The organism is Arthrobacter sp. ISL-65, assembly GCF_018613795.1.
GTDB lineage: Bacteria > Actinomycetota > Actinomycetes > Actinomycetales > Micrococcaceae > Arthrobacter.
The window spans coordinates 1-20,621 of sequence record NZ_JAGGPN010000039.1 but is presented as its reverse complement, the minus strand read 5'-3'; the positions used below and the strand labels follow the sequence as shown (position 1 = coordinate 20,621).

12 protein-coding genes and 3 rRNA genes are annotated in these 20,621 nt (G+C 63.7%); 3 read left to right on the top strand and 12 right to left on the bottom strand.

The features are described 5' to 3' along the window. Nucleotides 1-26 precede the first annotated feature (26 nt). The 9 genes from xerD to J7I85_RS25145 form a co-directional block, all read right to left on the bottom strand. The gene (xerD, locus tag J7I85_RS17155) at nt 27-1,055 is read right to left on the bottom strand and encodes a site-specific tyrosine recombinase XerD (protein ID WP_214853997.1); all 1,029 of its coding nucleotides are present in this window, start codon (nt 1,053-1,055) and stop codon (nt 27-29) included. After that, entirely contained in the window at nt 1,055-1,717 is a 663-nt protein-coding gene (locus J7I85_RS17150; RefSeq protein ID WP_214853994.1) for an NUDIX hydrolase, read from the bottom strand. Before J7I85_RS17150 ends, xerD begins: the two co-directional genes overlap by 1 nt. A gap of 32 nt (nt 1,718-1,749) precedes the next feature. Continuing rightward, nucleotides 1,750-3,507, bottom strand: a complete 1,758-nt coding sequence (locus J7I85_RS17145) for a CTP synthase (protein WP_214853992.1) — start codon at nt 3,505-3,507, stop codon at nt 1,750-1,752. 109 nt (nt 3,508-3,616) lie between these two features. Next, nucleotides 3,617-5,356, bottom strand: coding sequence for a DNA repair protein RecN (recN, locus tag J7I85_RS17140; protein ID WP_214853990.1), 1,740 nt, complete (start codon nt 5,354-5,356; stop codon nt 3,617-3,619). A 3-nt stretch (nt 5,357-5,359) separates the two neighbouring features. Beyond that, nucleotides 5,360-6,385, bottom strand: coding sequence for an NAD kinase (locus tag J7I85_RS17135; protein ID WP_214853987.1), 1,026 nt, complete (start codon nt 6,383-6,385; stop codon nt 5,360-5,362). Between the two features lie 13 nt (nt 6,386-6,398). Then, complete coding sequence (locus J7I85_RS17130; protein WP_214853984.1) at nt 6,399-7,211, bottom strand: TlyA family RNA methyltransferase; 813 nt, start codon at nt 7,209-7,211, stop codon at nt 6,399-6,401. 2 nt (nt 7,212-7,213) lie between these two features. After that, the gene (locus J7I85_RS17125; RefSeq protein WP_214853981.1) at nt 7,214-7,501 is read right to left on the bottom strand and encodes a hypothetical protein; all 288 of its coding nucleotides are present in this window, start codon (nt 7,499-7,501) and stop codon (nt 7,214-7,216) included. A gap of 9 nt (nt 7,502-7,510) precedes the next feature. Beyond that, nucleotides 7,511-8,503: an HAD-IIA family hydrolase gene (locus J7I85_RS17120; RefSeq protein WP_214853977.1), complete on the bottom strand. Its 993-nt coding sequence runs from the start codon at nt 8,501-8,503 to the stop codon at nt 7,511-7,513. Nucleotides 8,504-8,509: 6 nt separating this feature from the next. Further along, the gene (locus J7I85_RS25145; protein ID WP_251024489.1) at nt 8,510-9,382 is read right to left on the bottom strand and encodes a hypothetical protein; all 873 of its coding nucleotides are present in this window, start codon (nt 9,380-9,382) and stop codon (nt 8,510-8,512) included. On the opposite strand from J7I85_RS25145, the gene J7I85_RS25140 reads away from it, so the two are divergent. The 3 genes from J7I85_RS25140 to J7I85_RS17105 all read left to right on the top strand — a co-directional run bounded on the left by J7I85_RS25140 (nt 9,335) and on the right by J7I85_RS17105 (nt 14,830). Beyond that, entirely contained in the window at nt 9,335-10,438 is a 1,104-nt protein-coding gene (locus tag J7I85_RS25140) for a hypothetical protein (RefSeq protein ID WP_251024488.1), read from the top strand. The two genes, J7I85_RS25145 and J7I85_RS25140, sit on opposite strands and share 48 nt — an antisense overlap. 310 nt (nt 10,439-10,748) lie before the next feature. Next, the gene (locus J7I85_RS17110) at nt 10,749-12,659 is read left to right on the top strand and encodes a cytochrome c oxidase assembly protein (protein WP_214853971.1); all 1,911 of its coding nucleotides are present in this window, start codon (nt 10,749-10,751) and stop codon (nt 12,657-12,659) included. Nucleotides 12,660-12,808: 149 nt separating this feature from the next. Then, complete coding sequence (locus tag J7I85_RS17105) at nt 12,809-14,830, top strand: multicopper oxidase family protein (protein ID WP_214853968.1); 2,022 nt, start codon at nt 12,809-12,811, stop codon at nt 14,828-14,830. 75 nt (nt 14,831-14,905) lie between these two features. Here J7I85_RS17105 and rrf read toward each other — a convergent pair. The 3 genes from rrf to J7I85_RS17090 form a co-directional block, all read right to left on the bottom strand. After that, nucleotides 14,906-15,022, bottom strand: a 5S ribosomal RNA gene (gene rrf, locus J7I85_RS17100). A gap of 228 nt (nt 15,023-15,250) precedes the next feature. Continuing rightward, nucleotides 15,251-18,377 (bottom strand): 23S ribosomal RNA (locus J7I85_RS17095). Between the two features lie 536 nt (nt 18,378-18,913). Beyond that, a 16S ribosomal RNA gene (locus J7I85_RS17090) occupies nt 18,914-20,438 on the bottom strand. The 16S, 23S and 5S rRNA genes sit together here, the layout of an rRNA operon. Nucleotides 20,439-20,621 lie beyond the last annotated feature (183 nt).

Here is a 20,621-nt window from a genome sequence, read left to right as displayed (position 1 = left end):
CCAGCACTGGGCTTCCCCAGCTGGGCCTATCCCAGGGCCCGGGGGTGTGCTGCGGCGTAGACTTCCCGCAGCGTGTCGGCGGTCACCAGGGTATACACCTGTGTGGTGGTCACCGAGGCATGGCCGAGCAGCTCCTGGACCACGCGGACATCCGCTCCGCCTTCGAGCAGGTGGGTGGCGAAGGAGTGCCGCAGCGTGTGCGGGGACACATCCTTGGTGATATGGGCCTTGTCCGCCGCGGCTTTCAGGATGGTCCAGGCGCTTTGCCGGCTGATGCGCCCGCCCCTTGCGTTGAGAAACAGCGCAGGGGTGCCCTTGCCTTTCCCCGCGAGCAGTGGGCGGCCCCGGACCAGGTAGGCGTCGAGGGCGCGGGCCGCGAAGGAGCCGAGCGGGACGAGGCGTTCCTTGGAGCCCTTGCCGAACAGCCTCACGATGGCCGGGCCGGATTCGGCGGCCTGCACCGAGAGGTCGTCGACGTCCAGGCCCACGGCTTCGCTGATACGGGCTCCGGTGGAGTAGAGGAATTCAAGCAGCGCCCGGTCCCGGAGGCCGGTTGCGGTGTCCGTACCGGCGGCTTCCAGGATCTTGGTGACTTCCTCCACGGTGATGGCCTTGGGCAGCCGTTTGCCGGGCATCGGCGGGTGGACGTCGCTGGCGGGGTCCGCCGTCGTCGTCCCTTCCAGCGCCCAAAAGCGGTGGAGTCCGCGGACGGCCACCACGGTCCGCGCTGCGGACCGCACCCCCAGCGGAGTGCCGCCGTCGGCTCCGTCGGAGAGCGCCTGCGCGAAGCCCGTCACGTGGTGGCGGGTGATGTCGGCCGGGCTGCTGAGGCCCTGCCCGGCGAGGTAGGTCGAGTACCGGGCGAGGTCGCGGCGGTACGCAGACAGCGTGTTGGCGGCCAGGCCCCGTTCGACGCCCATGTGCTGGAGGTAGTCGGTCACGCCGCGGTCAATGGCCGTGCGGGGCCGTCCGGGCGGTACCGCGTCCGCGCCGTCTATCAGCTTTGCTGCCGCCGTGGCGGAAGAATTCTCCGGTGCCGCCGTGTCCGCGGACATCAGCGCTGGCTGGGGTGGGCCGGCCAGGGGGCGTCGCCCGGCCGTAGTCCGCTGAAGCTGTCCGCTTTCGCGGCGGCGGCGGCGAGGATTCCGACGACGGCGGACGGGTTATGCAGGCGTCCCTCCAGCACTGCGGCAACGGCATCCTCCAGCGGGATCCAGTGCAGCTCAATTTCCGCTTCCTCGTCCGTGCGGACGTGGAGTTCGTGATGCGGGACCTCGGTGAGGCCGCGGGCCAGGTAGATGCGGATCGCCTCGCTGGAGGATCCGGGCGAATTATAAAAGTCCACCAGAACATTCCAGTCACTGGCGATCAGGTCGGCTTCCTCGGCGAGTTCCCGTGCGGCGCCCACCACGAAGTTTTCCCCCTCGACGTCGAGCAGGCCGGCGGGAATCTCCCACAGGTCCATGCCCACCGGGTGGCGGTACTGCTTGATCAGCAGCACCTCGCCGTCGTCGTTCATGGGGAGCACAGCGACGGCCCCGGGGTGCTCGATGTAGTCCCGGACCAAGGGATCACCCTCGGCGGTGAGCTTGAAGCTGTCGCTGACAACGTCCCAGATCCGGCCGTTGTAGACCCGCTCCCGGGAGAGCAGACGGCGCGGGCTCGGCGCATCCGAAACCTGCCGGCCAGCAGGTGTATCTTCAGAATTGCCGGGCATCGCGCCGTCCTTACTCTATGGGTGTTGTGAAATTACTCTGCGGCGGCTTCGCCGGAGCCGGCCGCGGCGGGTTCGAAACCGCCCCCGGCGCTGCCGCTCTGGTGGTCCAGGGCCGCCTTCACCAGGCCGGCAAAGAGCGGGTGCGGCCTGGTGGGCCGCGAGCTCAGTTCCGGGTGCGCCTGGGTGGCCACGTAGTAGGGGTGAACCTCGCGGGGCAGTTCCACGTATTCCACCAGCTTGCCGTCCGGCGACGTGCCGGAGAACACCAGGCCCTCGGCAGCAATCTGCTCGCGGTACTTGTTGTTCACCTCGTACCGGTGGCGGTGGCGTTCACTGACGGTGGTGGTGCCGTAGGTCTCGGCGATGACCGAGCCCTCGGCCAGCTTGGCCTCGTAGAGGCCAAGGCGCATGGTGCCGCCGAGGTCGCCGCGGCCCTCGACGAATTCCAGCTGCTCTTCCATCGTGGCGATGACCGGGTACTTGGAGTCCGGCTCGAATTCGCTGGAGGAAGCACCCTCCAGGCCGACGACGTTGCGCGCGTACTCGATGACCATGCACTGCAGGCCGAGGCAAAGGCCCAGCACGGGCAGACGGGACTCGCGTGCAAACTTCAGGGCGCCCAGCTTGCCTTCCAGGCCGCGGATGCCGAAGCCGCCAGGAACACAGATGGCGTCCACACCCTCAAGGGAGCGAACCGCACCTTCGTGGCTTTCGCATTCGTCGGACGGCACCCAGCGGATTTTGACCTTGGCGTTGTTGGCGAATCCGCCGGCGCGCAGGGCCTCCGTAACGGAGAGGTAAGCGTCCGGGAGGTCGATGTACTTGCCCACCAGGGCAACCTCGACCTCGTGCTTGGGGTTGTGGACAGCTTCGAGGAGCTTGTCCCAGCTGGTCCAGTCCACGTCCTTGAACGGCAGGTCCAGCGCCCGGACGATGTACGAATCCAGGCCCTGGGTGTGCAGGGTCTTGGGGATGTCGTAGATGCTGGGAGCGTCGGCGGCGTTGACCACGGCGTCGATGTCGACGTCGCACATGCGGCCGATCTTCTCGCGCATGGCATCGGGAACTTCGCGGTCAGAGCGGATCACGATGGCTTCCGGCTGGATGCCGATGGACCGGAGTGCGGCCACGGAGTGCTGCGTGGGCTTGGTCTTCAGTTCCTGCGAAGGACCGATGTACGGGACCAGGGAAACGTGGAGGAAGAAGACGTTGGTCCGGCCGATGTCCTGGCGGACCTGGCGGGCGGACTCGAGGAAGGGCTGCGACTCGATGTCGCCCACGGTGCCGCCGATCTCCGTGATGATGACGTCCGGCGCGTTCTTGCCCTCGGCGGGAAGCCGCATGCGGCGCTTGATCTCATCGGTGATGTGCGGGATGACCTGGACGGTGTCCCCGAGGTACTCGCCGCGGCGTTCTTTGGCGATGACGGTGGAGTAGACCTGGCCGGTGGTCACGTTGGCCGAGCCCTCGAGGTTTTCGTCGAGGAAGCGCTCGTAGTGTCCGATGTCGAGGTCGGTTTCAGCACCGTCGTCTGTGACGAAAACCTCGCCGTGCTGGAAGGGGTTCATCGTGCCCGGATCCACATTCAGATAGGGATCGAGCTTCTGCATAGTTACAGACAAGCCGCGTGCCCGCAGTAGGTGGCCGAGGCTTGAGGCCGTCAGTCCCTTGCCTAGCGAGGACGCCACACCGCCGGTGACGAAGATGTGTTTGGTCGTCTTGGACGAGCCCGGGAACCGGGAATTTATACGGGAATTTGATCGCTGCACCACGGAATTCGAGCCTATCATCAATTGAGCCTTCCACGGATCGGGTATGCGTCCCCAAAGGCTTCAGTTTTCCCTGTCCGCGCGCTCCCGGCAAGGGGTTGGCCCGGGGGCTGCAGGGCCGTCGCCGGGCTCAGGCCTGCTGGGGCAGGAGCTTGGCGTCGTCCAGAAGCTCCTGGGCGTGGGCCTGGGCGGTTTCGGAGTCCTCCTGGCCTGCCAGCATCCGGGCCAGTTCCCTGACGCGTTCGGCCTCGTCCAGGAGCTGGACGTCGCTGGAGGTGAAGCCCTTGGCGGTGGAGCCGTCGGAGCCGCGCACCGAGGTCTTGGTCACACGGATGTGCTGGTCGGCGAACGCCGCAACCTGCGGCAGGTGCGTCACCACCAGGACCTGGACATGGCGTGCCAGCATGGCCAGCCGGCGGCCGATCTCGACGGCGGCACGCCCGCCCACGCCGGCGTCGACCTCGTCGAACACGAACGTCGGCACTGGGTCCACGGCGGCCAGCACCACCTCGATGGCCAGCATGACCCTGGAAAGCTCACCGCCGGACGCGCCCTTGCCAAGCGGCCGTGCTGGGGCGCCGGAGTGCGGCTGCAGCAGGAAGGAGATCTCGTCCGCGCCATGGGGTCCCAGCTGGGCGGCGGCCTCGATGGTGATCACCAGGGTGGCATCGGCCATGGCGAGGGCCTTCAGCTCGGCGCTGACCCGGGCGGAAAGGTCCTTGGCGGCTTTGGCGCGGACCTTGCTGATGGCCGCGGCCTGTTTCTTCAGCTCGGCCGCGGCCATGGCCACCTCGGCTTCCAGGTTTTCGATCCGTGTGGAGTCGCCCTGCAGTTCGTCAAAGCGCGCCCGGGCGTTCTCCGCCCAATCGAGGACCTCGTCGATGCTCGGCGCGTACTTCCGGACCAGCTTGGCCAGCGACGCCCGGCGTTCCTCGATTTCGGCCAGGCGCTCCGGGCCCTCCGAGTCCAGCCCGGCCTGGTAGCTGGCCAGTTCGGTGGCGATGTCGTTGAGCAGGAATCCCACCTCGGCGAGGCGGGCCGCTGCCGATCCGAGCTCCTCGTCGTGTTCGGCCACGTGTTCCAGGGTCCGCTTGGCCGCATCGACGAGAGACGTGGCGTCGCCGGCCTCGCCGAAGTCCTCGGCGATGAGGGCCTGATGCGCGGTGGTGGCGGCGATCCGGAGTTCCTCGACGTTGGCCAGCTTCACGGCCTCGGCCTTAAGGGCCTCGTCCTCCCCCGGCTGCGGGTCCACGGCATCGATCTCCGCCAGCGCGGCCTCCAGGGACTCGGCCTCGCGGAGCCGCTCGCGCTCCGCGCTGCGCAGTGAGTCCAGCTCTGCCTGGCTGGATTTCCAGGAGGTGTAAAGGTCCCGGAATCCGCCGAGCGCCGACGCCAGCCCATCCCCTGCGAACTTGTCGAGGGCTTCGCGCTGTGCCGCGGCGCCCTTGAGCCGGATCTGGTCCGTCTGCCCGTGCACCACCACGAGGGACTCGCCGATTTCGGCCAGCACGCCCACCGGGGCGGCCCGCCCGCCCAGGAAGGCCCTGCTGCGTCCGTCGGCGCCGAGGCGCCGCGACAGCAGCAGTTCCGCGCCGCCGTCGAACTCCTCAATCTCAGCACCTGCGTCCCTGGCGCGTTCCAGGGCGAGGTGCCCGGACTGCAACTGCACCACTGCCTCCGCGGAGGCGCTCTTGGCACCGCTGCGCACGGCGCCGGCGTCAGACCGGGCTCCCAACAGCAGCCCGACGGCGGTGACCACCATGGTCTTGCCGGCACCGGTCTCACCGGTCACCACACTGAGCCCGGGGCCCAGCGGCAGGGTGGCGTCGGTGATGACGCCGAGATCGCGGATTCTCAGTTCTTCAAGCATGGTTCACTTTTCAGTCGGAGGATCGGATTCTGAACCGGGTTCGTGCGGCCGAAGGCCCGAAGGCGGCGCCATGGTCCGGGGCGTGCGCACAATCGGCACTGGACCGGTATGGACTTCCTCGGACTGAGGTACGGGGCCGCGCCAGCCATGGATGGGAAGCTGGAACTTGCGGACCAGCCGCGCCGAGAACGGGGTCTGATGCGTGCGGGCCAGGCGGACAGGGGTGGCGGACCTGGTGACCTCCACGCGGGCGCCTGGAGGCAGGTCCACGGAACGTCTGCCGTCACACCACAACACGCCCACGGCGTCCGTCCTGTTGAGGACTTCCACAGCCAGCCTGGAACGGGGCGAGACCACCAACGGCTTGGCGAAGAGGGCATGCGCGCTGATGGGCACAATCAGGAGGGCCTCCACTTCCGGCCACACGACGGGGCCGCCGGCAGAGAACGCGTAGGCCGTGGATCCGGTGGGGGTGGCCAGCACCAGGCCGTCGCAGCCGAAGGAGGTCAGCGGGCGTTCGTCCACCTCGGTGACCAGTTCCAGCATGCGCTCCCGGTCGCCTTTTTCGATGGCGGCCTCGTTCAGGGCCCAGGTGTGCCAGATCTTTTGGCCGCGGACCCAGACCTGGACGTCGATGGTCATGCGCTCCTCCACCGTGTATTCACGGCTGGCGATCCATTCGACTGTCTGGGCGAGGTCCGCACGCTCGCTTTCGGCGAGGAAGCCGACATGGCCGAGGTTCACGCCCAGCAGCGGCACATCCACTTCGCGGACCAGCTCAGCCGCCCGCAGGATGGTCCCGTCCCCGCCCAGCACCATGACCAGTTCGACGTCCGGAAGCTGGATATGGTCGTGGAGGATTTCGACCGGCTGCTCCAGCTGCCCAAAGAAGCCCTCCATGTCGCTTAGTTCGGACTTCTGCATGACCGGGATGATGCCGAAGGCGTGGAGCTGGGCGCACGCCTCCCAGGCCGCTTTCAGGGATTCCTCGCGGCCGGTATGGGCAAGTACCAGTACACGCCTGCTCATCGCGTTCCGCTCTCTAGTGGTTCGGCCAGATCTTTCCCAGCAACGCAGCCACGGCTGCGTCCCGCTCTTCGATCTTAGGCAAGTCTTCGGACATTCTTTGCGTTATCCACAGGAAGTATTCGACATTTCCGTCCTGGCCAGGCAACGGGCTGGTTGCCAGCCCCCGCAGTTCCAGGCCGGCGTCGAGCGCCGCCCCCGCCACTTTACCGACAGCGAGCCGCCGTTCGCGCTCCGAGGTGACCACGCCTGTGCGGGCGAGCCGCTCCTTGCCGATCTCGAACTGCGGCTTGACCATGAGGACCAGGTCGCCGCCCGGGGCCGTGCAGGCTGCCAGCGGCGCCAGCACCAGCGTCAGGGAGATGAAGGACAGGTCGGCAACCGTGACCTCGGCCGGGCCACCGATCTGGCCGGGGTCCATGTAGCGGACGTTTAAACCTTCATGCACAATCACGCGCGGATCGCTGCGGAGCTGCGGCACCAGCTGGCCGTGCCCGACGTCGACGGCCACCACTGCTGCGGCGCCCCGCCGCAGCAGGACGTCGGTGAAGCCGCCCGTGGAAGCTCCGGCGTCAAGGCACCGTTTGCCGCCGACGGCGACCTCGGGGAAAGCGTCGAGAGCCCCGGCCAGTTTGTGGCCGGCCCTGCTGACGTACGCGTCTGCCGCGTCTTCCGCGACGCTCAGGTCACGGTCGTCGCCCACCTGTAGTGACGCTTTGGCGAGGATATCGCCGGCAGAGGACACTTTGCCCTCGGCGATGAGCCGGGCAGCATGCGTGCGGGACCGCGCCAGTCCCCTGCTGACGAGCAGTTGGTCGAGTCTGGGCATGGTCAGGCGGCACCCGGACCAGGCGGCGCCTGTTTACGCGGCTCGTCATGCTGCGGCTCTTCGTTCAGGGCTTCCAGCAGAGCGTCGTGCATGTCTGCATAGGCGGCGGGGTGCTCCGAAACCGGGAGGCCGGGGACCTGGCGGACCCGGCCCAGGATGGCCAGCACCGCTGGGTCGGCGATGTCGGCATCAGCGCGGCTGCCGGGCAGGGTCAGCTCCGGCCAGGCGGTCTCTGGCACCGCCGTATCCGATACTGCACCGTCCGACGGGTCGTTGTTCAACTCGGGCATGGCACCAGTCTATTGATCCAGCCACTGGAGTTCGGGAGCTGTGGGGCTGTCGGCGTCGGGCAGGGCCGCCCACCACGCGGCACACGCCGCGCGCCACGAATCGAGGTTGTCCTTGTGCCCGGTGATGCGGATGGCGTCTCCAGCCACGGTTGCGGTGGCGTTCCCGCAACCGAACGTCCCGCCGTCGCTATCGATTTCCGGATACGCCTCGTAGAGGCCGGTAAGGTCACGGATGATGTAGCGGGGCCGCTCATCGGTCCGGGCCGCGAGGATGGTTTCCAGTGTGTCGACGCCGGTCAGCACGGCCACCGTGGCGAAGCCCGCCCGGTTGCCGCCCAGGATGTCGGTGTCCAGCCGGTCGCCGACCACCAGCGGCCGGTCCGACGACAACCGCTTGGCTGCAGCATGGAACAGCGGAGCCTCGGGCTTGCCGGCGACGAGCGGCCGCCGGCCGGTTGCCGCGGCCACGGCGCCCACCAGGGTTCCGTTGCCGGGAGCCATCCCGCGCGCCTGCGGGATGGACATGTCCGTGTTCGTGGCAACCCACAGCACGTCCGCGTCGGCCAGGACAAACGCTGCCTCGGCGAGCTCCTTCCAGCCGATCGCAGGGTTGAAGCCCTGCACCACGGCCACGGGGTTGTCCTGCGCGCCGTGGACCGGCTTCAGGCCAACGAGCTCAACCTCGTGGGCCAGCGCCGGGCTACCGGTGATGAGCACGGCAGCGCCCGGGGACAGCAGCGACGCCAGCAGGTCGGCCCCTGCCTGGGAGGAGCTCACCACCTGCTGGTCCTCGGCGGGGGCGCCAAGCTCGCGCAGGTGGGCGGCCACCTGCGCAGGCGTGCGGGAAGCGTTGTTGGTGACGTATCCCAGGCCGACTCCGATCCCGGCCAGCCGCTGCAGTGACTCCACCGCTCCGGGGATGGCGTGGGCGCCGGCGTAGACCACGCCATCCAGGTCGGACAACAGCGCGTCGAACCGCGAGATCAGTTGGGCATCACTCATGCGGGGCTAGTCCTCCGCGCCGTCTTGGCGCCGGTCAGCATCCTGCTGTTCGGTGTGCTCAGCTTCTGCGTCCCCGGTTTCGGCGTCCTCGGCGGAATCCTCGTCGGACTCGGCGTCGTCGGATTCAAAGTAGTCCGGTCCCGCGTCGTCCAGGTTTTCGTCTGCAAGGTCATTTGAGGGCCGCTGCGCGGCAGCCTCCTCCTGGGCGCTGACGCCGTGGGTCGCCTGGCTGCCGGAAGACTCGGTTCCGTCCTGCGCCGACGTGCCTGCGGCGTGCGCAATCCGCTTCCGGCGTTCGGCTTCTTCCCGGGCTTCCTCTTCCTCGTCCCAGCCGAGGTCGATGATGTCGGGTTCCTCGGCCATGCCCAGGCCCAGGGCTTCCTCAGCCACGACGGCCTGCCGCTGCCACTTTCCGGCCTCGGTTTCGCGGCCAACGGCCGTCAGGGCATCCGCATAGGCGCGGAACAGGCGCGGGCTGTAGGAAAAGGCGCGGTTGAGGTCCAGTTGCGGGATCTCCAGCTCCGCCACGGCGGCGTCCAGCTGGCCAAGGTCGCCGCGGGCCCCGGAGGCGACAATCGCCAACTCCACCTTGCCGGGCGCGTCGAGGTCCTGGGCCTCCTCGGAACGGACGACGTCCAGGGCGCGGTCGGGGCGGCCCAGGCCACGTTCGCAGTCCGCCATGACGGGCAGGTGGACGTTGGAACCGCTGATCCGCCGGTAGGTGCGGAACTCACGCAGGGCCTCGCCGTAGTGTCCGGCGGCATAAGCTGTCAGGCCCACTGCCTCGCGGACGGAGGCAAGGCGTCCGCCGCGGCGGCTGGCGGCGAGGGCATGCTGGAACGCCAGTTCGGGCTCGTCGTCGATGAGCCGTCCGGCCATCACGAGGTGGCGGGCCACCCATTCCGCGCTGTTTGCTTCCAGGGTCTTGATCTGGTGCTGCGTGGCGCGGTCAAGTTCCTTGCCCGTGACGTCCTCGTCGATTTCGGGCGAACGCTCACGGTCCGGGCGGTTGGCGCTGCGAAGGTCGCGGGCGTTGGGAACACGTGCGGGGCGGTCCTCAGCCCTGTCGCGGCCGAACTGGCGGGGGCCGGAGTCGCCGCGGTCAAAGCTGCGGGGTGCACGGTCCTCGCGGGGTGCACGGTCCTGGCGGTCGCCGAACGGGCGGCGGTTTTCTCCTCCGCCAAAGCTGCGGCGGTCGCCCTCGCCCTCGCGGCGGGGACGGTCACCGAACGGCTTACGGTCACGATCACCAAACGGCTTACGCTCGCCACCACCGAAGCTGTGGCGGTCGCCCTCGCCCTCACGACGCGGACGATCAGAGAACGGCTTACGCTCGCCGCCACCGAAGCTGCGGCGGTCGCCCTCGCCCTCACGGCGAGGACGGTCACCGAACGGCTTACGGTCACGATCACCAAACGGCTTACGCTCGCCACCACCAAAGCTGCGACGGTCGCCCTCGCCCTCACGACGCGGACGATCACCAAACGGCTTACGCTCCCCGCCACCAAAGCTACGGCGGTCGCCCTCGCCCTCACGACGCGGACGGTCACCCTCGCCCTCACGACGAGGACGGTCACCGAACGGCTTACGGTCACGATCACCAAACGGCTTACGCTCCCCGCCACCAAAACCGCGACGGTCACCCTCGCCCTCACGACGCGGACGATCACCGAACGGCTTACGCTCCCCGCCACCAAAGCTGCGGCGGTCGTCCTCGCCCTCACGACGCGGACGATCAGAGAACGGCTTACGGTCAGGGTCACCGCTGGAACCGCGGCCTTCACGGGCGCGGAAGCCCCGCGGATCCCCGCCGGAGTTATTGGTCCCCCTAAAAGGGCCCCCCTGTCGTCCCCGGTTGCTTCCCGAGTCCCCCCGGTCATTTCCGCCGCGGTAACCGCCGCCCTTGTGCTCAGCCATGGTGGAATCCTCCTGTAGTGAGCCGACCACTGGCGCGATGTGCAGCCGCTCTTATCCGTGTTTGGTTGTCCTGCGCGACCCGTGGTGAAGCATCCGGTGTCCGCATATCTCTATCAATTCTAGGTGAGAGCCGGTGCCAGCCACTAACGGCGAGGGCCCTTCCACGGGCAGGCGTGTGCATCCTCACAGGATCGTGGGCCACTCCATTTATTGCGGGCCGCGGCGGCCATGCGTGATTTCGCACGTCCGGCAGAGCGCACCATCCCACAGGGAAAATCCAAGGAGGCGTGGCAAGACTGGCCCCGACAGCATCCGCCGAGGGGGAACCATGAAGAAATCACGGACGAAGCCGGTGGCCGCTGCTGCCATGATCCTGGGTTGCGGGCTACTGGCACTGTTCATTGCCTACTCGACCGAGGCCGGCAAAGAAGCAGCACTCCTGGACCGGACCGGCGCAGCGGTCATCTGGGGGCTTCCTGTTGCCAAACTTATTTTCAATGTCGCGGCCGCCGGTACTGCCGGGCCACTCGTTTTGGCACTCTTTGCCCTGCCCCCGAAGGGGAAAGCGTTCTCGAAGGCACTGGCCCTTGCCGGTGTTTCTGCTGTGCTCTGGACAGCAGCCGCAGCCGTGATCAGCGTCCTCACCTTCCACTCGTTGGCTAACCTGCCGCTGTTTTCGGAAGGTTCCGGAGCAATCTTTGTCAGTTTCCTCACGGACGTCGATGCTGGCCGGAGAGGCGCTCTAACAGTGTTGATCACGGCAACCGTGGCGCTCCTGTGTTTTGGCGTCCAGAGTCAGCGGGCTGTTGCCGTCACGGCTGTGCTGGCTTCCACAGGGCTGATACCACTGGCTCTGAACTCCCATGCCGCGGGCGGCGCGAGCCACGCCGACAGCACGGTTTCGGTGGTCATGCACATGGCCGCCGCAGCCATCTGGATCGGCGGTCTGGCAACCCTCGTCCTCCTGCGCCGGACGCTGGGAACGGAGCTGCTGGCCGCGGTCCGGCGTTACTCCACGTTGGCGCTGCTGTCCTTCCTTGCCCTAGCACTCTCGGGTGTAGCGGCTGGGCTGACAGGCATCGGATCAGTTCAGGGGTTGGCTTCACAATACGGCCTCATTCTCTTGGCCAAGACGGCCATTCTGGGACTTCTGGGCGTGTTCGGGGCGCTCCACCGAAAGTGGATTCTCACGCAGCTGGCATCGATCCCAAGCAAGGCACGGACCACGTTCGCAACTCTGGCTGTGGCCGAACTCGCCGTCATGGCAGCCGCATCGGGACTCGCTGCCGCCCTGGCACGCACCCCGCCGCCAACGGTCTCGCAGGCCGCACCGGCCCAGGTATCCCTACGAGTTCCGAGTTTTGTGGATGTGTTCAGCAGCTGGAAGCCGGACGCCCTTTGGATCTTCCTCTGCGCCGTCGCGGTGTTCCTGTATGCGGCCGGAGTGCGGCGCGTCAGGAACCGTGGCGGGCACTGGCCTGCCTACCGAGCCGGCCTTTGGTTCACTGGAGTCGCGCTGCTGTTCCTGGTCACCAACGGAGGACTCCGCGTTTACCAGGAGTATCTGATCAGCGCGCACGTCGTGACCCAGATGCTTCTTATCGCCGTCGTTCCGCTCCTGCTGGTTCCCGGCGCCCCGCTGACATTGGTCAAGCTCGCCGTTGCGCCCAGGCAGGACGGAACGGTAGGCGGTGCAGAAGCTCTCACCGTGACGCTGCGTCTGGTTCTGAGTGCCACGTCTGCGCCCTACTTCGCAGCCGCCGGTCTGGCGGCGGTGATGGCGGCCCTGTATTACACGCCGTTGCTGGACTACTCGTCACGCACCCAGTTCGGGTATCAGGGCATGGCCCTGTTGGCATTGCTCTCCGGTTGCCTCTTCACCGCTTCCCTGGCCCGCGCCGCTCACGGTCCTGGCTCGTCGCTGGCTTCCAGGCTGGTGACCATAGGTGCCGTGGCCGCGCTCTACGCGGTGCACGGCTGGGCCCTTGCCCAACAGGCAGACCAGCTTCCCGATTCGCGGCGGCAGGAATGGCTGATCGCCGTCGGTCAGCCTTGGGACCAGCCAGTTCTGGCGTTCGTGGAGCCGGCGGGCATAGCCATGTGGATCATCGCTGCCGGCGCACTTCTCGTAGCGGCCGCGACTGAGCTGTTCCAGGCTCGCCGACGCCGCGATGTGCGCGCTCGGAACCGTTCCGCTTCTGAGCGCACCCACGACCTTGTGATGTCGTCAGAATCCTGATCGGCCCCCTCCCCGCATGGGGCGATTCTTGGGTGGCTTCCACCCAAAGAAGGCCACCGCCAGCCCTGCCTGTCTCAAGGTTTCCGCAGGGTAGGTATTACATCCTTCAACTAAATCAATTGGACTTTCTAACGACGTCGGAGGTTGTCGTGTCAGTTACACGCCGTCAGGCACTGCAAATAGGTGGAGTGGGAATCATCGGCGCCTTTGGCCTAGCCGTCCCGTTGACGTCGGTCAACGCCAAGTCGGCAAGCCAGCTGGCATCCCGCAACATGCCCAAGCCCTACCAGAGGGAACTTCCCATTCCGGAGGTACTCAAGCCCAAGAGCACCGTGGTGGACCCGGACGGCCAGAAGAGGCACCTGTACCAGATCCAGCAGAAGGCAGCTTGGGCCAACATCGTGCCCGGCCTCAGCACTCCTATCCTCGGCTACAACGGAACATTTCCAGGGCCGACCATCAAGGTGAACCAGGGCGAACGCATCACCCTGGAAATGGACAACGTGCTGCCCCTGTTCCATCCGCAGTGGGGGTATCGGCTCGACACCTCCACCCACCTTCACGGGTCAGCGTCGCTGCCGCAGTTCGACGGCTACGCCAACGACCTCACAGCCCGGGACCACTGCAAGGATTACGAATACCCGAACTTCCAGCCGGCACGGACCCTGTGGTACCACGACCACGCGGTTCACAATACGGGCCAGAGCGTCTACTCCGGCTTGGCCGCCCAATACCATCTGCACGACGAAGTGGAAGGCAACATTCTTCCGCAGGGGAAGTTCGATGTACCCCTGACCGTTTCTGACGCCATGTTCGCTGCCAACGGCTCCCTCGGCTACAACGACAACACCCACTCAGGCCTGTGGGGCGACGTCATTCTTGTCAACGGTGCGCCATGGCCCGTGATGAAAGTCCAGCGACGGATCTACCGCTTCCGGATTCTCAACGCGTCCATTGCGCGTTCCTACCGCTTTTCCCTGAGCACGGGAGACGCAATGACCGTGGTCGCGACGGACGGAGGCCTGATGCCCGCCGCCCAGCAGGTGACGTCCTGGCGGCACGGCGGCGCTGAGCGCTACGAGGTTCTCATCGACTTTTCGAAGTATCCCGTCGGCAAGCGGGTTGAACTGCGCAACCTGTCCAACAAAAACAATGTGGACTACGACTTCACCAACAGGATCATGGCCTTCGATGTGACGAACGAACCTGTCGACACGTCCGGGCCCGGCGCCAGGGTGCTGCCGACGCTCCTCGCCCCCAGCACGACCATGAGCCTCAAGGCTTCTGATTCGGTGAAGACCAGGCGCATGCGCGTGAAGCGGGACAATGACGTCTGGACGATCGGGGGCATGACCTGGGACGAAGTGGTCGAAAGCGGCTACAGGAAGGTCCTCGCTGATCCGGACCTCAACGATGTGGAAATCTGGGAAATAGAGAACAGTTCGGGTGGCTGGTTCCATCCTGTCCATATTCACTTGGTGGACTTCCAGGTCCTGAGCCGCAACGGACAGGCACCCTTGGCCCACGAACGCGGGCCCAAGGACGTGGTCTACGTCGGCGAAGGCGAGACGGTCCGGCTGCTCATGAAATTCGAACATCATCGTGGGCGCTACATGATCCACTGCCACAACCTGCCTCACGAGGACCATGACATGATGGCCCAGTTCAGCGTTGGCCTCGACACGAACGACCCCGATCCCAACCATCCAGTCGAAGCAGTCCGGCCCCACCTGATCAACCAGCCTGTCCCGGCGCCAGTCGCGGCGGACGTGCCGGCATCTCAGGCCACAGAGCCGACGGAGGTGGCTGCGCCGGTAGCACCGCAGCCCGCCCCAGCGCCGGTAGCACCGCAGCCGGCACCTGCCCCTGTTGCGGCACCTGTAGGGCAGAAGGACCTCGTGACCATTACCTCCGCCCGCCACCGGCTCAAGAAAGACATGACTTTCGCCGGAACTTCCAAGTTCACCGGCTCGACGGCGGCGACCTCGGCTACCGTCGTGCTGTACGACGTCACGCCGGGCCGCGCCTCCACACGATTGGGTACGGTGAAGGCCAACTCTCTCGGGGCCTGGACGCTCACGGTCAAGCCGGGACCAACCAAGCAGGTCACAGTCGTCAAGGCCGAATCGAGCCTCGGCGGGACAGCGACCACGAGCGTAAGGACCAGCTGAATACGAGATGAGCGGGTTAAATGCGGGAGAGCCCCAACCGTTTGGTTGGGGCTCTCGACCGTTTTTTTAATGGTTGTCCGGCGGTGACCTACTCTCCCACACCCTCCCGGGTGCAGTACCATCGGCGCTGTGGGTCTTAGCTTCCGGGTTCGGAATGGGACCGGGCGTTTCCCCCACGCTATGACCGCCGTAACCCTTGCTCCCGCAACCCGGTGGGGGGTGGGGAAATCTGTGGTTACACACGTTGCTGCAGGTTGTTGCAGCTGTGGTGTTGTTATTCAGTTGTTTTGGTTCCTGGACCGTGAAACCCGGTGGCGGGTTTGTTGGTTGGGAACCACATAGTGGACGCAAGCAGTCTTGTTTCTTTTCCTCTCCCCATGGGTGTGAACGTCTTTTGAATCCGTTCACGAAGGAGAGTGTGTGGTGTAAGTTATCGGCCTATTAGTACCGGTCAGCTTCACGAGTCGTTAGTCCTCGCTTCCACATCCGGCCTATCAACCCAGTGGTCTGGCTGGGGGCCTCTCACACACAAGGTGTATGGAAATCTCATCTCGAAGCGAGCTTCCCGCTTAGATGCTTTCAGCGGTTATCCCATCCGAACGTAGCTAATCAGCGGTGCACTTGGCAGTACAACTGACACACCAGAGGTTCGTCCGTCCCGGTCCTCTCGTACTAAGGACAGCCCTTCTCAAATTTCCTGCGCGCGCAGCGGATAGGGACCGAACTGTCTCACGACGTTCTAAACCCAGCTCGCGTACCGCTTTAATGGGCGAACAGCCCAACCCTTGGGACCTACTCCAGCCCCAGGATGCGACGAGCCGACATCGAGGTGCCAAACCATGCCGTCGATATGGACTCTTGGGCAAGATCAGCCTGTTATCCCCGAGGTACCTTTTATCCGTTGAGCGACGGCCATTCCACAATGTACCGCCGGATCACTAGTCCCGACTTTCGTCCCTGCTCGAGATGTCTCTCTCACAGTCAAGCTCCCTTGTGCACTTACACTCGACACCTGATTGCCAACCAGGCTGAGGGAACCTTTGGGCGCCTCCGTTACTTTTTAGGAGGCAACCGCCCCAGTTAAACTACCCATCAGGCACTGTCCCTGACCCGGATTACGGGCCGAAGTTAGATGTCCAAAGTGACCAGAGTGGTATTTCAACGATGACTCCACCCGAACTGGCGTCCGGGCTTCAACGTCTCCCACCTATCCTACACAAGCCACTCCGAACACCAATACCAAACTATAGTAAAGGTCTCGGGGTCTTTCCGTCCTGCTGCGCGTAACGAGCATCTTTACTCGTACTGCAATTTCGCCGAGTTTATGGTTGAGACAGCGGGGAAGTCGTTACTCCATTCGTGCAGGTCGGAACTTACCCGACAAGGAATTTCGCTACCTTAGGATGGTTATAGTTACCACCGCCGTTTACTGGGGCTTAAATTCTCAGCTTCGCCTTGCGGCTAACCGGTCCTCTTAACCTTCCAGCACCGGGCAGGAGTCAGTCCGTATACATCGTCTTGCGACTTCGCACGGACCTGTGTTTTTAGTAAACAGTCGCTTCCCCCTGGTCTCTGCGGCCCCGATCCCCTCCCACCAGCAAGTGGTGTTCAAGGTTGGGGCCCCCCTTCTCCCGAAGTTACGGGGGCATTTTGCCGAGTTCCTTAACCATAATTCTCTCGATCGCCTTAGTATTCTCTACCTGATCACCTGTGTCGGTTTGGGGTACGGGCGGCTAAAACCTCGCGCCGATGCTTTTCTAGGCAGCATAGGATCACCGAATCCCCCCTTTACGGGAGTCCCGTCAGATCTCAGGCACATGAACGGCGGATTTGCCTACCGTTCGCCCTACATCCTTGGACCGGGACAACCATCGCCCGGCTCGGCTACCTTCCTGCGTCACACCTGTTAATACGCTTGCCTCCCAGGATCAGGTCCCGCGCTCCACCAAAACCCTTCCATCCAAAGGACGGTCAGGCAGGTCTCGGGCGGTTAGTATCCCCTGTTCAACATGGGCGGTTTTTCGCCGGTACGGGAATATCAACCCGTTGTCCATCGACTACGCCTGTCGGCCTCGCCTTAGGTCCCGACTTACCCAGGGCAGATTAGCTTGACCCTGGAACCCTTGATCATCCGGCGGACGGGTTTCTCACCCGTCTTTCGCTACTCATGCCTGCATTCTCACTCGTGTAGGCTCCACCGCTGGTTTACACCGCGACTTCACCGCCCACACGACGCTCCCCTACCCATCCACACTCCTGAACCACGAAGGCTTGGAAAATATGTGAATGCCACAACTTCGGCGGTGTACTTGAGCCCCGCTACATTGTCGGCGCGGAATCACTTGACCAGTGAGCTATTACGCACTCTTTTAAGGATGGCTGCTTCTAAGCCAACCTCCTGGTTGTCTTCGCAACTCCACATCCTTTCCCACTTAGCACACGCTTAGGGGCCTTAGTTGGTGGTCTGGGCTGTTTCCCTCTCGACTATGAAGCTTATCCCCCACAGTCTCACTGCTGCGCTCTCACTTACCGGCATTCGGAGTTTGGCTGACGTCAGTAACCTTGTAGGGCCCATTAGCCATCCAGTAGCTCTACCTCCGGTAAGAAACACGCAACGCTGCACCTAAATGCATTTCGGGGAGAACCAGCTATCACGAAGTTTGATTGGCCTTTCACCCCTACCCACAGCTCATCCCCTCCATTTTCAACTGAAGTGGGTTCGGTCCTCCACGACGTCTTACCGTCGCTTCAACCTGGCCATGGGTAGATCACTTCGCTTCGGGTCTAGATCACGCCACTGCAACGCCCTGTTCAGACTCGCTTTCGCTACGGCTTCCCCACACGGGTTAACCTCGCGACGTAACACTAACTCGCAGGCTCATTCTTCAAAAGGCACGCCGTCACCAGAATCAGACTGGCTCCGACGGATTGTAAGCACACGGTTTCAGGTACTGTTTCACTCCCCTCCCGGGGTACTTTTCACCTTTCCCTCACGGTACTGGTCCGCTATCGGTCATTAGGGAGTATTTAGGCTTATCAGGTGGTCCTGACAGATTCACACGGGATTTCTCGGGCCCCGTGCTACTTGGGATACTCATCAAAGGCGGTGCACAGCATTACGGTTACGGGGCTCACACCCTCTACGGCCGGCCTTTCAAGACCGTTCACCTATACCAGCACTCACACCTCCCCGGTCCGGCAGAACCGGGACAACAAGTCCCACAACCCCGCCCATGCAACGCCCGCCGGCTATCACACATGGGTCGGTTTAGCCTGATCCGCGTTCGCTCGCCACTACTAACGGAATCACTGTTGTTTTCTCTTCCTGCGGGTACTGAGATGTTTCACTTCCCCGCGTTCCCTCCACGCACCCTATGTGTTCAGATGCGGGTCACCAGATCACTCGCGCGTCTGGCGGGGTTTCCCCATTCGGACACCCTGGGATCACAGTCCGGTTATCGACTCCCCCAGGCTTATCGCAGATTCCTACGTCCTTCTTCGGCTCCTAATGCCAAGGCATCCACCGTGTGCTCTTAAAAACTTGACCACAAAAGATCAAGGAGTAATTTTCGAGAGAACCATGAAAACCACCCAGGCCCGCCACACCCCGAAAGGCGACAGCAGCCCGGACAGATCCAGGTTCATATTCTTGGAAATTGCTTCTTATAAAAGATGCTCGCGTCCACTATGTAGTTCTCAAACAACAACCCCGTACCACACACCCCACACACCAGCCCCCAAAAGGAACCAAAAAACCGTGTCATCGGTGCAGCCAGGAAACCAGAAACAAACAAAACCCGGACACAGGAAAAAACCCCCCGCCCCCGGCCCTGTTGCCTCAGGACCCAACAGTGTGCCAAACACTAAACCGCATCACCCCGCCCCGCACCGTTCCAGGACAGCCACCCCCGAAAGGGAAACCGTCCGTACTAGACACAGGACAAAACCACGCGGCCGCTATTTGTTGATATTCCACCCATGAGCACCCGCCGCAGAACGATCGCCTGCGCAGCGGGCCTTTACTCCTGACAGACCACACACCCCGCATACACGGAAAAGCATGGGCCTGTAGGTGCTCCTTAGAAAGGAGGTGATCCAGCCGCACCTTCCGGTACGGCTACCTTGTTACGACTTAGTCCCAATCGCCAGTCCCACCTTCGACGGCTCCCTCCCACAAGGGGTTAGGCCACCGGCTTCGGGTGTTACCAACTTTCGTGACTTGACGGGCGGTGTGTACAAGGCCCGGGAACGTATTCACCGCAGCGTTGCTGATCTGCGATTACTAGCGACTCCGACTTCATGGGGTCGAGTTGCAGACCCCAATCCGAACTGAGACCGGCTTTTTGGGATTAGCTCCACCTCACAGTATCGCAACCCTTTGTACCGGCCATTGTAGCATGCGTGAAGCCCAAGACATAAGGGGCATGATGATTTGACGTCGTCCCCACCTTCCTCCGAGTTGACCCCGGCAGTCTCCCATGAGTCCCCACCACTACGTGCTGGCAACATGGAACGAGGGTTGCGCTCGTTGCGGGACTTAACCCAACATCTCACGACACGAGCTGACGACAACCATGCACCACCTGTGAACCGGCCCCAAAGGAGAAACCACATTTCTGCGGCGATCCGGTCCATGTCAAGCCTTGGTAAGGTTCTTCGCGTTGCATCGAATTAATCCGCATGCTCCGCCGCTTGTGCGGGCCCCCGTCAATTCCTTTGAGTTTTAGCCTTGCGGCCGTACTCCCCAGGCGGGGCACTTAATGCGTTAGCTACGGCGCGGAAAACGTGGAATGTCCCCCACACCTAGTGCCCAACGTTTACGGCATGGACTACCAGGGTATCTAATCCTGTTCGCTCCCCATGCTTTCGCTCCTCAGCGTCAGTTAATGCCCAGAGACCTGCCTTCGCCATCGGTGTTCCTCCTGATATCTGCGCATTTCACCGCTACACCAGGAATTCCAGTCTCCCCTACATCACTCTAGTCTGCCCGTACCCACCGCAGATCCGGAGTTGAGCCCCGGACTTTCACGGCAGACGCGACAAACCGCCTACGAGCTCTTTACGCCCAATAATTCCGGATAACGCTTGCGCCCTACGTATTACCGCGGCTGCTGGCACGTAGTTAGCCGGCGCTTCTTCTGCAGGTACCGTCACTTTCGCTTCTTCCCTACTGAAAGAGGTTTACAACCCGAAGGCCGTCATCCCTCACGCGGCGTCGCTGCATCAGGCTTTCGCCCATTGTGCAATATTCCCCACTGCTGCCTCCCGTAGGAGTCTGGGCCGTGTCTCAGTCCCAGTGTGGCCGGTCACCCTCTCAGGCCGGCTACCCGTCGTCGCCTTGGTGAGCCATTACCTCACCAACAAGCTGATAGGCCGCGAGTCCATCCAAAACCGCAAAAGCTTTCCACCCCCCACCATGCGATGAGGAGTCATATCCGGTATTAGACCCAGTTTCCCAGGCTTATCCCAGAGTCAAGGGCAGGTTACTCACGTGTTACTCACCCGTTCGCCACTAATCCCCGGTGCAAGCACCGGATCATCGTTCGACTTGCATGTGTTAAGCACGCCGCCAGCGTTCATCCTGAGCCAGGATCAAACTCTCCGTTGAAGTAAAACAGACACAACCAGGCACCACGGAAATAACGCGGAACCAGGCTGCACAAAATTTGAAACCAGCTAAAAACACCAGACCACACCACGGAGGTGGCAGGCCCGGCAAATTCAACCAATTTAATAAAAAATCGGTATCAACAAACTTGGCACACTATTGAGTTCTCAAACAACAGACACA

Excerpts from the sequence above, each read along its gene's own strand:
- J7I85_RS17145 (WP_214853992.1), bottom strand. The coding sequence starts at position 3,507 with ATGATAGGCTCGAATTCCGTGGTGCAGCGATCAAATTCCCGTATAAAT.
- J7I85_RS17110 (WP_214853971.1), top strand. The coding sequence starts at position 10,749 with ATGAAGAAATCACGGACGAAGCCGGTGGCCGCTGCTGCCATGATCCTG.
- xerD (WP_214853997.1), bottom strand. The coding sequence starts at position 1,055 with ATGTCCGCGGACACGGCGGCACCGGAGAATTCTTCCGCCACGGCGGCA.
- J7I85_RS25145 (WP_251024489.1), bottom strand. The coding sequence starts at position 9,382 with ATGGCCGGACGGCTCATCGACGACGAGCCCGAACTGGCGTTCCAGCAT.
- recN (WP_214853990.1), bottom strand. The coding sequence starts at position 5,356 with ATGCTTGAAGAACTGAGAATCCGCGATCTCGGCGTCATCACCGACGCC.
- J7I85_RS17125 (WP_214853981.1), bottom strand. The coding sequence starts at position 7,501 with ATGCCCGAGTTGAACAACGACCCGTCGGACGGTGCAGTATCGGATACG.
- J7I85_RS17130 (WP_214853984.1), bottom strand. The coding sequence starts at position 7,211 with ATGCCCAGACTCGACCAACTGCTCGTCAGCAGGGGACTGGCGCGGTCC.
- J7I85_RS17135 (WP_214853987.1), bottom strand. The coding sequence starts at position 6,385 with ATGAGCAGGCGTGTACTGGTACTTGCCCATACCGGCCGCGAGGAATCC.
- J7I85_RS25140 (WP_251024488.1), top strand. The coding sequence starts at position 9,335 with ATGCTGGAACGCCAGTTCGGGCTCGTCGTCGATGAGCCGTCCGGCCAT.
- J7I85_RS17120 (WP_214853977.1), bottom strand. The coding sequence starts at position 8,503 with ATGAGTGATGCCCAACTGATCTCGCGGTTCGACGCGCTGTTGTCCGAC.
- J7I85_RS17150 (WP_214853994.1), bottom strand. The coding sequence starts at position 1,717 with ATGCCCGGCAATTCTGAAGATACACCTGCTGGCCGGCAGGTTTCGGAT.